This is a genomic window from Mycobacterium sp. (assembly GCF_032161845.1).
Taxonomy (GTDB): domain Bacteria; phylum Actinomycetota; class Actinomycetes; order Mycobacteriales; family Mycobacteriaceae; genus Mycobacterium.
Genome location: NZ_JAVRQA010000094.1, coordinates 1 through 12,305, shown reverse-complemented (window position 1 = coordinate 12,305; position 12,305 = coordinate 1). Strand labels below are relative to the sequence as shown.

The window sequence follows — 12,305 nt, the reverse complement described above, 5'->3', positions numbered from 1 at the left end:
GCTTCTGGTTCGGGGGCCGCTGCTGATGGCGGGTTATCGCAACCGGCCGGAGGCGACCGCCGAGGCGATCGACGCCGATGGCTGGCTGCACACGGGCGACATCGCCCGCATCGAGGCCGACGGGCACCTGCGCATCGTCGATCGCAAGAAGGAACTGATCATCAATGCAGCGGGAAAGAACATGTCCCCCGCCAACATCGAAGCCCGCCTCAAGGAGGGCAGTCCGCTCATCGGCCAAGCGTGCGCGTTCGGCAACGGGCGACCGTACAACGTCGCGCTGATCGTGCTGGATCCTGCAATCGCCGCTGCGTACCCGACGGATGCCGAACGGCAGGCCGAGGTTCGGGCCGGCGTCGACCGTGCCAATGCACGGTTGGCGCGCGTCGAGCAGATCAAGCGATTCGCCATCCTCACCGACGAATGGCTGCCCGACTCCGACGAGCTGACGCCGACGATGAAGCTGAAGCGCCGGCCCATCACCAACAAGTACGCCTCGCAGATTGAGGCGCTGTACACCACAAAGGAGACGAAATGAAGCTTGTACGTTACGAACTCGGCAGTGTCGGCGTGAGCGCAGGAGTCGTCGTCGACGACCACGTGGTCGCACTCAGCGCGCTCGACGATGCCCCCACCGACGTCACGGCTGTACTGGCCGCCGGTCCTGACGTCAAGGCGGATGTGGCCCGCAAGGCCAACAACGCCCGGCAGCGGACGCCGCTCTCGGAAGTCGTTCTGCGAGCGCCGATTCCGGCGCCGTCGAAGTATCTGGCAATCGGCTTCAACTTCACCTCACACCTAGCAGAGATTCAAGAGGCGGCAAAGCAGCCCCAGTTCGCCGAGCAGATGGAGCGCTTTTCACATCTGCGCGCGGCGTTCCCAGACCAGAAGCTGCCGACGTTCTTCAACAAACAGGTTTCGTGCATCACCGGACCCTACGACCCGATCCTCGCGCCCTACGACTCGCCGATGCTCGACTTCGAGGGAGAACTCGTCGCGGTCATCGGGCAACGGGTCCGGCGCGCCGACGCCGCCACGGCGCTTGCGTCCGTCGCCGGTTACACAGTGGGCAACGACGTGTCGGTGCGGGACTGGCAGCAGGACACTCCGACGATGTGGCCGGGCAAGAGCTTTGACACCCATGGGCCGATCGGGCCGTGGGTCGTCACGGCCGACGAGGTGGATCCCGCGGGTCTCGGTATCCGTACGTGGGTCGACGGCGAGCTGCGCCAGGACGGCTCTACGAAGGAGATGGTTACCGGGATCGGCGACATGATCGCGGCGCTGTCCCGCGTCTGCACGCTGGAGCCCGGCGACCTGATCGCCACCGGAACGCCTGGCGGCGTCGGCGTGTTCTCCGGGCGGCTGCTACAGCCAGGTCAGCGGGTGCGGGTCGAGATCGAGGGAATCGGCGCCATCGAGAACCCCGTGGTCGCGGAGCCCTCCCCCACCAACTAATGGGGCTGCGATGCGAATGGTGTGTCGCCAGCAGCTAACGGTCCACGCAGGTTCGCGGTGCCGACCGTTCAGAAGCACTGTTGCGCAATCGGATCGCGCCACTGTGACTTCTTCGATCAGAAGGCCGCGTCGGTGAGGTCCATGACCGTGGGGTCGACCGTCTCGATGGCCTTGCGATCGGCGGACAGACGCGGCAGCAGGCTCAAGGGGGTTGCCTCCGCGTCGTCGGTCCCAAATGACGTTGGTGCCCAGTCCGGCCTTCGTCGAGGCGGCGAGGTCGGTGTGAACGCTTGGTTGCGAAGTACTCACCGACCATCAACGCCTCGCACTCGGGCAGCTGGGGCGGTGGCTGACTGGACTTACCGCAGAAGTATATTATATGCGTAATATCGTTGGATGCTTAAGAACGGGACCCGCCTGCACAGTCAGGTTTGTGAGACACAGGTGATCGTCGTGCGCGGCGGTGGTGATCTCGATGACCTTCGGTGCGGCGGCGTACCGATGCTGCCTCTCGACGAGGCGACGCCGCAAGGCCTGGTCGTCGACCCTAGGTTCGCCGCCGGCACTGTGATGGGCAAACGTTACGTCGACGAGGCGGGCTCAGAGGTGCTTGTCACCAAGGCGGGCGCCGGCACTCTGAGCGTCGGTGATGGTCCGCTGCAGCTCAAGGAAAGCAAGCCGCTGCCCGCCAGTGACTAATCGGAAGCCATTGCCCCACTGCGGCAGCGCGACGAACTGGCCCCGGGAGAGCGGCAGGCAAGCACGATGCGAATCGGAGTCTAGCTTCTTGGCAACGTTGAAGGCCATGTCAAGCCACGGCGAGGTCGGGGACGCGCCCGGAGGGAGATGGTCACGGTGAGCGAAGAGCGGGTGCGTGTCGAGATCGGCGCCAACGGCGTGGCGACGGTGACGTTGGCTCGCGCCGATAAGCACAACGCGCTTGATCAACCGATGTTCGAAGGGTTGATCAACGCCGCCGAACAATTGGCAAGCGACGTGACGGTTCGCGCGGTCGTGATCCATGGCGAGGGCAAGAGTTTCTGCTCCGGTCTGGACGTCGCGAGCTTCATGACCCGCGGAGGGGGCACCGACGTCCTATTGATTCGCAAGGGCGGCGAGCTTGCGAACTTCGCTCAGCGCGTGACCTGCGATTGGTCGCGGGTCAGCGCGCCCGTGATTGCCGCGATCCACGGCAACTGTTTCGGCGGCGGCCTTCAGATCGCCCTCGGTGCTGACATCCGGCTGGCGGCGCCAAGTGCGCGCCTCTCCATCCTGGAGATCAAATGGGGCCTCATACCGGACATGGGCATCACTCAGACGCTTCCACGCCTGCTGCCGATTGACGTCGCCAAGGAACTGACGTTCACCGGCCGGATCGTCTCCGGCAGCGAGGGTTGCGATCTTGGGTTGATCACGCGCGTCAATGACGATCCGCTTGCCGCAGCGTTGACGCTCGCCGACGACATCGCGCGGCAGTCCCCAGATGCCATTCGCGCGGCGAAGCGGCTCTACAACGAGACATGGACCGGCAACAACAGCGCGGCGGCCCTGGTGCTCGAGACCGACCTACAGGTCGGCATCCTCGGTAAACCCAACCAGATCGCCGCCATCACAGCCGGAATGCAAGGCAAACGAGCGATCTTCGGGAACCCAGAATGGTCTTCCCCCGAAGTGCGCGAATGACTGGGTCCATCAGAGGTCTAACCCGGTGGGCGTCCCGGTCCATGCCAATGGCGCGAGCTCTTGCGGCAGCCTGTTCGTACCCCAGCTTGGAACGTGCGCGCCGTGGCCATGTGCTTCCGACACTCCGCACAGCGGTCCGCTCTGCGGTGTTCGTTGCGCTGCAGGATGTCTGCGATTTCGCCGGGCAGATATTCGCGGTCGGTATGTGAAGCGATTTCGTGCATGGTCACGGGGCGGTCATCGTGGGTGAGGACTTGTCGGAAGTGGTGCGCTGTGACATCCGTGACAATTCACTGCCGCCGAACGCAGTCAGGCCCCCTCGAAAGGGGGCCTGACGTGCGTGGCAGGTACAAGATTCGAACTTGTGTAGGCGTTAGCCGACGGATTTACAGTCCGCTCCCATTGGCCGCTCGGGCAACCTGCCGGGTCTGCACCAATCCGGAGCCCGGTTTGGTGCGACTAGCAGGGTACAACGAGGATGGTCTCAAGACGAAAACGCATCAACATAGGAAGGAGCGAATCCATGGCGGATTCCAGCTTCGACGTCGTCAGCAAGGTCGATCGCCAAGAGGTCGACAACGCCCTGAACCAGGCCGCCAAGGAGCTGTCGACCCGTTTCGACTTCCGTGGCACCGACACCACCATCGAGTGGCAGGGCGAGGAGGGCATCATTCTCGTCTCGTCCACCGAGGAGCGGGTCAAGGCCGCCGTCGACGTCTTCAAGGAGAAGCTGATTAGGCGTGACATCTCCATGAAGGCCTTCGACGCGGGCGATCCGCAGGCCAGCGGCAAGACCTACAAGGTGATCGGCAGCATCAAGCAGGGCATCACCAGCGAGGACGCCAAGAAGGTCACCAAGCTCATCCGCGACGAGGGGCCCAAGGGCGTCAAGGCGCAGATCCAGGGCGACGAGATCAGGGTCAGCTCCAAGAAGCGCGACGACCTCCAGGCAATTCAGACTCTGCTGCGGGGCGCCGACCTCGAGATCGCGCTGCAGTTCGTGAACTACCGCTAGCAACGATCGAATCTCCCTCGGGGGCCGGCCGTCGGCAATACCCTGATCGCCATGGCAACCGGTCAACGCGAACCCAAAGTCGTCGTCCTCGGTGGAGGCTCCTGGGGCACCACCGTGGCGTCCATCTGTGCGCGGCGAGGGCCGACGTTGCAATGGGTGCGCTCGGAGGAAACCGCGGCCGACATCAACGAGAAGCACCGCAACATGAAGTACCTCGGCGACGAGGTCGCGCTGTCGCCCACCCTGCAGGCCACCACTGATTTCACCGAGGCCGCCGAATGCGCCGACGTCATCGTCATGGGAGTGCCGTCGCACGGGTTTCGCGGCGTACTCGAACACCTGGCCAAGGAGCTACGGCCGTGGGTGCCGGTGGTGTCGTTGGTGAAGGGCCTCGAGCAGGGCACCAACATGCGAATGAGCCAGATCGTCGACGAGGTGCTGCCCGGCCACCCGGCGGGCATCCTGGCCGGACCCAACATCGCCCGCGAGGTCGCCGAGGGATACGCCGCCGCCGCAGTGCTCGCGATGCCCGACACGAAACTCGCCGCTGACCTAGGAAAGTTGTTCCGCACCAAGCGTTTCCGCACCTACACCACCGACGACGTGGTGGGCGTCGAGATGGCCGGTGCGCTCAAGAACGTGTACGCCATCGCCGTCGGGATGGGCTACTCGCTCGGCATCGGCGAGAACACCCGCGCGATGGTGATGGCCCGCGCCGTCAGCGAGATGTCCAAGCTCGGCGAAGCCATGGGCGGCAAGCGCGAGACGTTCGCCGGCCTGGCAGGCATGGGCGACCTCATCGTCACCTGCACCAGCCAACGCAGCCGCAACCGCCACGTCGGCGAGCAACTGGGCTCGGGCAAGAGCATCGACGAGATCATCGCCGCCATGAACCAGGTCGCCGAGGGCGTCAAGGCCGCCAGCGTCATCATGGAGTTCGCCGAGAAGTACGGACTGAACATGCCGATCGCCCGCGAAGTGGACCGCGTCATCAACCACGGCTCCACCGTCGAGGAGGCGTACCACGGGCTCGCCGCGGAGAAGCCCGGCCACGAGGTTCACGGGTCTGGTTTCTAGTGACCATCCGAAGGTGACCAGCAGCCTGCTGAGCCGCTCGATCGAACGACGCGCGATAGCCGACATCCTGCACGCGGCACGGTCGGCGCCCGCGAGCCTGATCCTCGAAGGCGAAGCGGGCATCGGCAAGACCACGCTCTGGCTCGCCACCCACGAGCAAGCGCAGGAACTCGGCTTCCGCGTGCTGGCCGCACAGGTCACCGAGGCCGAGACCGTGCTCGCCTACTCGGGAGTCGCCGACCTCCTCGGTGATCTCGAGCCGCGGGCCTTCGCACACCTGCCCGACCTCCAACGTCTGGCGGTCGACCGCGTGCTTCTGCGCGCCGGCAGCGAAGCGCTCGTCACCGACCAGCGGATGGTGGCCGCAGCGTTCGCGTCGGTCGTCAACAAGCTGGCCGAGGACGGACCGGTGCTGGTGTCCGTCGACGACGTCCAGTGGCTGGACCCGTCGAGCCGCACCATCCTCGCGTTCGCCGTGCGCCGGTTCCGTGGCCCCGTCGGAATCCTCGTCACCGAGCGGTGCGACGCGGACAGGGGCACCACCCAGTCCTGGCTGCACCTCGAGCAGCTCGGGGCGTTCGAGCTGATCCGGCTGGGCCCGTTGAGCACGGGTGCCCTGCACTCGCTCGTCTCCGCCAGGCTCGGACGTTCACTGCCCCGATCGGTCATGGTCAGGATTGCGGACGTCTCCTGCGGAAACCCCTTCTACGCAGTCGAATTGGCGCGATCGGCGATCGACGCGCCGCTGCCGTCCGAGCCCGCACTGCCCGACACGCTTTCGGAACTCGTGCGCCTGCGGATCGGTCGACTCGATGACGACGTGCGAGCCGCACTGTTGGCCATTGCCTGTGTGGCGGCACCCACCACCGACCTGATCGCCCGTCTGCACGGCGTGACGACGGATCAGCTCGTCGACCTGCTGGCGGGCGTCGAAACCGACGGCATCGTGACGATCGTCGGCAACCGGATCCGGTTCACCCATCCCCTACTGGCGCGCGGCGTCTACACCGACGCGTCACCGGCGAGGCGGCGCGCGACCCATCGGGCGCTGGCCGGAGTCGTGGTCGAACCCGAACTCCGCGCCCGTCACCTGGCCCTGGCGGCGGCCAGTGAAGACGAGGCCACCTTGGCCGCCCTCGACGCCGCCGCCGACTCTGCCCGCGCCCGCGGCGCCCCTGGAGCCGCGGCGGAACTTCTCGACCTCGCGATCGGACTGGGTGGCGGCAAACCGTCGCGACGATTCCGTGCCGCTGCCGACCACTTCCAGGCGGGTAGCACCGACCACGCCGAGAACCTCCTGGTTCCCCTCGTCGACGAACTACGGCCAGGGGTGCTGCGCGCCGTGGCACTCAATCTGCTTGCCGCCATTCGCATCTACGACAACAACTTCGTCAAGGCGGCGGATCTGCTCACCCGCGCCGTCGACGACGCGAAGGACGTACCGCCCATCCTGGTGCAAACGCTGATGCATCTGTCGTTCGCCCAAGGGCTCGGTTCCTTCGCCGACGGCACGCCGCCGGAGGGGATGTTCGACGGTGTGCTGCGCAACGCCCGCGAAGCCGTCGACGTCGCCGAGAAGTCGGGCATGCCCGGACTGCAGAGCCAAGCCCTCACCCACTGGGTCAGCGCGCAGTTCATGCACGGCTACGGAGTCGACGACGAGAGCCTGCGCCGGTCCTTGGAGCTCGAGCCGCACGACGGTGACGTCCCGATTCCCTTCAAGGCCAGCGCCTGCGACGCACTCATCGATGCCTATGTCGGACGACTCGACGAGGCCAGGTCGAAGATGCTTGCGGTGGGCGAGCACTATCAGGAGCGGGGCTCCGACCACAACGTGATGAACGTGGCGTCCTATCTTGCGCTCATCGAGATGTGGAGCGGGAACTTCGCCGCTGCAACCACTTTCGCCGACGAGGCGGTCGAACGAGCCGAGCAACTCGGCAGCGGTGCCGTCGACGTCATCGCGCTGTCGATCCGCGCGTCGATCTTCGCGCATAGGGGCCGCGAAGCCGAAACGCTGTCCGACGCCGACGCCGCGCTGACGGCCGCAGAAGCGTGCGACGCACCTCGCATGGCCGAATGGCCCCTGATGGCCAAGGGTTTCCTGGAGGTGTCACTCGGCAGGCACGCCGAAGCCTTGACCACGCTCGAGCCGTTGACGAGCCACTTCGGCGTGGTACCCGGCACCGAGATCATGTCGGGCTGGTACATCCCCAATGCCGCGGAGGCGATGATCGTCGTCGACCGCCTGCAGGAGGCCGAACCGTTCATCTGCGCCCTGGAGCGCAACGGCGCAGCACTCGACCGTTCGTGGATGTTGGCGGCCGGCGCGCGCTGCCGGGCGATGTGGCTGGCTGCCACGGGCGACGTCGCCTCGGCGATCGAGGTCGCCGAGGCGGCGCTAGTCGAGCACGACCGCACGCCGATGCGGTTCGAGCGCGCTCGCACCATGCTCCTTCTCGGCAAGTTGCAACGCCGCCGCAGGCAAAGGTTGGCCGCGTACGAAACACTCGTCGCCGCCCTCGCCGAGTTCGAGCAGATGGGTACTCCGTTGTGGGCGAACCAAGCTCGCGAGGAACTGGCCAGGACCAAGGTCCACAGCGGCGACTCGACGCAGTTGACCCCCGCCGAACGTCGCGTTGCCGAACTGGCCGCCTCCGGTATGACGAACCGGGACATCGCCGCCACCCTCTTCGTCCATCCCAAGACAGTCGAGACGAATCTCAGCCGGACGTACGCGAAGCTCGGCATCCGATCTCGGGTGGAACTCGGCAGGCGCCTCGCCCAATTGCCGAACGCGGACTGACTTTCCAGCGATACTCGCGGCATGCCAGCAAAGAAACGGCGCGCCGCCGCGCCACCGCCGCCCGTTACCATCCCGGCACGCCTACCCGTCGCGAAGTCGCTCGCCGAGGTGATCGCCAATTTCGACACGGTGGTCGCGTGGGCCATCGTAGAACCAAGCGGGATCGGCTACTTCGCCACGATGTACCGGCGCGCGACCATCGCGATCGACGCGGCGATAAGGGATGGAAAGACCTTCCGGCACCCGGAGACCATGGCGCGATTCGCCATGATCTTCTCCCAGCGCTACTTCGACGCCCTCAACGCGTACCTGGATCCTCGCAGGTTCGAGCGGCCAACCCACGTGTGGCAGTGGCACTTCGTGGGCCTCGAGTACGAACAGCCGATCGTCTTTCAGCACCTACTCACGGCGGTGGATGCACACGTCAACCTCGACCTCGGGATCGCGGCGTCCCGAATTGGGCGCGGGAAGATGCCCGATCTGCGCGCCGACTTCGACATGGTCAACACGATCCTCGCCAGCCAGGTTCAGGCGGTTCTCAGCGCGCTCGGTGACGTCTCGCCGAACATCAAGAAGCTGCGCGACAAGATTCCCGACGCCGTGGAAGTGGCGGCAATCAACAAGCTACTGCAGGCATTCCGCGATCTGGCGTGGAAGTTCGCCCTAGCCCTCAGCGACGAGCCGGAAGACCGCTTCCAGGAACTGGTCGACCTGCACGACGCCTGGGCCGGCTCGCTGGCCACCTTCTACCTCTACCCACCAGGGGAACTCGGGCAATGTGTCCGTTGGATCGCCGAAGCGGAGAGCCGCGACGTCGCCGCCATCATCGCCCGCCTCAACGAGGGGGCCGAAACCCCCCAGCCGATCAACCCGGCGTTCCTCGCCTGAGCCGTCAGACCGACAGGTCCATCACCAGGTTGCCCGCTTCGTTGACGCCGATCAGGGACAGCCGTGGGCCCCGCCCGCCCAGTTTCCACAGCAACGCGTCCACCGCACGGAACGGCGCCAACAATGCTGGCTCGTCAAGATTGTATACTTTGCACCGCTTTTGGGTGGAGGACTCCGCGTCGAGAACGGCATTGACCGCCCGGCGCGCAGCTTCGTTGGCGCCTTCCATGGTGGCGAGATCGGTGTTGGTGCGGACGAAGTCGGACGCGATGACGAAGTTGGGAATCGCCGTCGCCGCGTCCGGCCGGTTGGCCCAGGATCGCTTCTTGTTGATCAACAGCGGATCGTCGTTGCCCGTCGGCTTCTTGGTCACGGGGTCGAAGTGGATCGCGGGATCGAGGAACCTCGTAAGCACGTTCGCCGCGTCGAGGCTGCCGTCGTCGATGTGGGCGACCATCTGCTTCCATACCTCGTCGAGGATCTCCTCCTTCGTGCAGTCCGCGGCTGCCTTGCCACTGGAACCCTTTGTGTCCCAATCCGATATGTCCACCGACAGGATGCCCTCGACCCGTCCGTCACCCCGGTTCTCCAGGTCGAGTTCCCAGAACTGCTGTTGCGAGATCGCCGTGAGCGCCCACGGCGAATTGAGGAAGATGACATGGCCGTTGACCAATGGGCGATCCACGTCGAGGTAGTACATCGCCCCGGTCATCCAGCGGGTGAGGAGGTCGCCCACCCTGGCCAGCCGCGGATCGGCCGCCGACAGGCCGCCTGCGGTGAGCGGGGCCAGCTTCTCGGCTGGCATCGCGGCGACGTAGTAATCGGCGTGGATCTCCTCGCGGCCGTTCGCGGACTCCACCGTCACCCCGGAGACTTTGCCTGCAGCGCAATGGATTCCGGTCACCCGGTGCCCTGGCGCGAACGTCACGCCGTGCTTGCCGCGAAGAAGGTCGATCCAGGGCTCGACCCACACCTCGCTGGTCGGGCCGTTGAGGACCCTGTCGACCCGGCCGTCGACCCGGGCCATGTCCTGCAGCAGCTGACACAGCACGGCACACCCGGTCCGCGCCGACATCTCCTCGGCCCTGGCCGCAACGAGCGCGCGGGTCATGCCCTTGGCAAGGAACTCCTGGTATGCCGGTGAACACTCCTCGGCCCTGACGAAGGTCCACCAGTCCACCGGCTCGAACTCGGCGAGCCTTCGCTCGTCGCATGCGGTCAGGTAGCTCAGGAGCTGATTGAAGAACAGGACGTACTCGTGAAGCGGGATCTTCATCCGCACCGCGATCGTGTGCACGAAGCGCGCAAGCCTGCCGAGGTCGCCCAACGTCGACGGGAAGTTCGTGGGAGCGACGATTTCGTTCTGGCCGTGGTCCTGAGCCAGCAGCATCTGGGTGGCGCCAACGAGGTTGTCCGCGACCGTCGACCCGTGGTGATACGGAATCTCCGCCATCGTCTCGTTGATGTGACGGTAGAAGCCGGGAAAGAACCGGAAACCGTGTTCGCCGGGCAGCGGTGCCCTGCCGTCCGTGCCGGGTTCGGGCGCCGGAATCGATCGCGCCTTGCCACCGAACTCGTCGCGCGCCTCATAGACGACGACGTCGAATCCACGCGTCGCGAGCTCGTGGGCGGCACTGAGGCCACCGACTCCGCCCCCCAGTACTGCTACGGAAGTCACCACGCGATGGTAGGCGGCTTCACCGCACCCGTCAGTTGAAGTACGGGTTGTGCCCCTCACCGGTGTTCAGCAGCAGCGGATTGTTCGGCTCGAGAACGAAACTGCCCGTAGGGCTGATGACGAAGCCCGCCCCGTCATAGGCGTTGGTACACATCGTGGTCGTGCCGTCGGTTCCGCACGTCACGTTGCGGAAGCTGATGCGCGATCCGGCAGGCAGCCGGTTGGGCAACGTGTCGAAGACGTACAGCGGCCGATCGGCGTTGGCGAACCCGGGCGGGCCTTGCTGCGCACCCGTGACCGCGTTGGCGCCGTCCGGTGCCGCGGGAATCGGGCCGCTGCAGCCGTAGCCGCCGGTTCCGCGGCTCATCACGCACGCGATGTCGCCCGGCACCGCGAAACCGTAGATTTCGCCGTTCTGCATGGAGAACTCCGACGGCTTCACGGGTGTGAGCGCATTGAGATTCAACGGGGGCGGTGGTGGCGGCGCTGGTTCCGGATCGGCTGAGGCCACCCCGGGCACGCCCATCACCGCTGCCGCGGCAGCTACCAGGCCGATCAAAATTCTGGTCAGCACACGCTCACCCTAGAGGGTCACCCCTGAACGCGCACCGGTACCGCTCATCAGTACTGCCCAGGCCCCCGGCCCGCCATCTGCTCTAGCCGCGCGATGCGCTCCTCCATCGGGGGGTGCGTCGAGAACAGCTTGCCGATCTTCTCGCCCGCCCGGAACGGGTTCGCGATCATGAGGTGCGCCTGGTCGGCCAGTTGCGTCTCGGGCGGCAACGGCGCCAACTCCACACCCCGGCTGATCTTGCGCAACGCGCTCGCCAACGCCAGCGGGTCACCGGTCAACTCGGCACCCGACTGGTCGGCCTGATACTCCCGTGACCGCGACACCGCCATCTTGATGACGGTCGCCGCAATGGGACCGAGTAGTGAAACCAGAAGGATGGCAAAGGGATTCGTGCCGCCCTCGCGGTTCCCGCCGAACATGCTCGCGAAGAAGGCCAGGTTCGCCAACGCCGTGATGACCGACGCCATGGCGCCTGCGACGCACGAGATCAGGATGTCGCGGTTGTAGACGTGCGAGAGCTCGTGGCCCAGCACCGCCCGCAACTCGCGCTCTTCGAGAATGTCCAGGATGCCGGTGGTGCAGCAGACCGCCGCGTTGCGCGGGTTGCGACCCGTCGCGAACGCGTTGGGCGCGGCGGTATCACTGATGAACAGCCGCGGCATCGGCTGATGCGCCGTCGTCGCCAACTCGCGCACGATTCGGTACATCGCTGGAGCCTGCACCTCGTTGACAGGCTGGGCATGCATCGCACGCAACGCCAACTTGTCGCTGTTGAAGTAGACCCAGACGTTCATGCCGACGGCGAACAGCACGGCAAGGAACATGATCGATCTGCCGAACAGTGCGCCCACGCCCACGATCAGCCCGGAGAAGACGACCAGCAACAGGAACGTCTTGAACCGGTTCGCGTGCGGATGCCAGGTCATGTGACCCTCCTAAACAAAGTCATTCGCTGCACCAACGCGCGGGACTCCGTCTTCGGTTCCAATCAGCCGTGGCGGTTGATCGTGTAGTCGACGAGGTTGGCCAATGCCACCCGTCCCGGCACGTCGGGAAGCTTGGCCAGCTCATCGCGGGCCTGCGCCGCATAGGAGAAGACCGTCTCCTTCGCCTGCACGATTCCGCGTGA

Annotated in this window: 10 protein-coding genes, 1 tRNA gene and 1 pseudogene; 8 read left to right on the top strand and 4 right to left on the bottom strand. The window is 65.7% G+C overall.

Annotated elements, in window-relative coordinates:
- From QOD90_RS05615 to QOD90_RS05600, 4 genes and pseudogenes are all read left to right on the top strand, one after another.
- A pseudogene (locus QOD90_RS05615) lies at positions 1-535 on the top strand (AMP-dependent synthetase/ligase); the annotation flags it as partial.
- On the top strand, positions 532-1,455 hold the full coding sequence (locus tag QOD90_RS05610) for a fumarylacetoacetate hydrolase family protein (protein ID WP_526347511.1): 924 nt from the start codon (positions 532-534) through the stop codon (positions 1,453-1,455). The pseudogene QOD90_RS05615 and the gene QOD90_RS05610, both read left to right, overlap by 4 nt.
- A 396-nt stretch (positions 1,456-1,851) precedes the next feature.
- Positions 1,852-2,154, top strand: a complete 303-nt coding sequence (locus QOD90_RS05605; RefSeq protein ID WP_526347509.1) for a hypothetical protein — start codon at positions 1,852-1,854, stop codon at positions 2,152-2,154.
- Between the two features lie 156 nt (positions 2,155-2,310).
- Positions 2,311-3,138, top strand: a complete 828-nt coding sequence (locus QOD90_RS05600) for a crotonase/enoyl-CoA hydratase family protein (RefSeq protein ID WP_526347507.1) — start codon at positions 2,311-2,313, stop codon at positions 3,136-3,138.
- Positions 3,139-3,479: 341 nt separating this feature from the next.
- Here the strand turns inward: QOD90_RS05600 and QOD90_RS05595 are convergent.
- Positions 3,480-3,562, bottom strand: a tRNA-Tyr gene (locus QOD90_RS05595).
- Positions 3,563-3,661: 99 nt separating this feature from the next.
- Here QOD90_RS05595 and QOD90_RS05590 point away from each other — a divergent pair.
- The 4 genes from QOD90_RS05590 to QOD90_RS05575 are packed head-to-tail and all read left to right on the top strand — an operon-like array spanning position 3,662 to position 8,924.
- Entirely contained in the window at positions 3,662-4,153 is a 492-nt protein-coding gene (locus QOD90_RS05590; RefSeq protein ID WP_526347505.1) for a YajQ family cyclic di-GMP-binding protein, read from the top strand.
- A 51-nt stretch (positions 4,154-4,204) separates the two neighbouring features.
- Positions 4,205-5,230 carry an NAD(P)H-dependent glycerol-3-phosphate dehydrogenase gene (locus QOD90_RS05585; protein WP_526347503.1) on the top strand — a complete coding sequence of 342 codons (1,026 nt, stop codon included), beginning with the start codon at positions 4,205-4,207 and terminating at the stop codon, positions 5,228-5,230.
- A gap of 13 nt (positions 5,231-5,243) precedes the next feature.
- The gene (locus QOD90_RS05580; protein WP_526347501.1) at positions 5,244-8,036 is read left to right on the top strand and encodes an ATP-binding protein; all 2,793 of its coding nucleotides are present in this window, start codon (positions 5,244-5,246) and stop codon (positions 8,034-8,036) included.
- A gap of 21 nt (positions 8,037-8,057) precedes the next feature.
- On the top strand, positions 8,058-8,924 hold the full coding sequence (locus QOD90_RS05575; protein ID WP_526347499.1) for a DUF5995 family protein: 867 nt from the start codon (positions 8,058-8,060) through the stop codon (positions 8,922-8,924).
- A 4-nt stretch (positions 8,925-8,928) separates the two neighbouring features.
- Here the strand turns inward: QOD90_RS05575 and QOD90_RS05570 are convergent, their stop codons facing one another.
- The 3 genes from QOD90_RS05570 to htpX are packed head-to-tail and all read right to left on the bottom strand — an operon-like array spanning position 8,929 to position 12,102.
- The gene (locus QOD90_RS05570; protein WP_526347497.1) at positions 8,929-10,602 is read right to left on the bottom strand and encodes a hydroxysqualene dehydroxylase; all 1,674 of its coding nucleotides are present in this window, start codon (positions 10,600-10,602) and stop codon (positions 8,929-8,931) included.
- Positions 10,603-10,633: 31 nt separating this feature from the next.
- Positions 10,634-11,176, bottom strand: coding sequence for a hypothetical protein (locus QOD90_RS05565; protein ID WP_526347495.1), 543 nt, complete (start codon positions 11,174-11,176; stop codon positions 10,634-10,636).
- Between the two features lie 47 nt (positions 11,177-11,223).
- Complete coding sequence (gene htpX, locus QOD90_RS05560; protein ID WP_526347493.1) at positions 11,224-12,102, bottom strand: zinc metalloprotease HtpX; 879 nt, start codon at positions 12,100-12,102, stop codon at positions 11,224-11,226.
- Between the last annotated feature and the right edge of the window lie 203 nt (positions 12,103-12,305).

Bases quoted from the DNA above. Each gene is read 5' to 3' on its own strand.
- QOD90_RS05610 (WP_526347511.1), top strand. From the start codon at position 532: ATGAAGCTTGTACGTTACGAACTCGGCAGTGTCGGCGTGAGCGCAGGA.
- QOD90_RS05605 (WP_526347509.1), top strand. From the start codon at position 1,852: ATGCTTAAGAACGGGACCCGCCTGCACAGTCAGGTTTGTGAGACACAG.
- QOD90_RS05590 (WP_526347505.1), top strand. From the start codon at position 3,662: ATGGCGGATTCCAGCTTCGACGTCGTCAGCAAGGTCGATCGCCAAGAG.
- QOD90_RS05585 (WP_526347503.1), top strand. From the start codon at position 4,205: ATGGCAACCGGTCAACGCGAACCCAAAGTCGTCGTCCTCGGTGGAGGC.
- QOD90_RS05575 (WP_526347499.1), top strand. From the start codon at position 8,058: ATGCCAGCAAAGAAACGGCGCGCCGCCGCGCCACCGCCGCCCGTTACC.
- htpX (WP_526347493.1), bottom strand. From the start codon at position 12,102: ATGACCTGGCATCCGCACGCGAACCGGTTCAAGACGTTCCTGTTGCTG.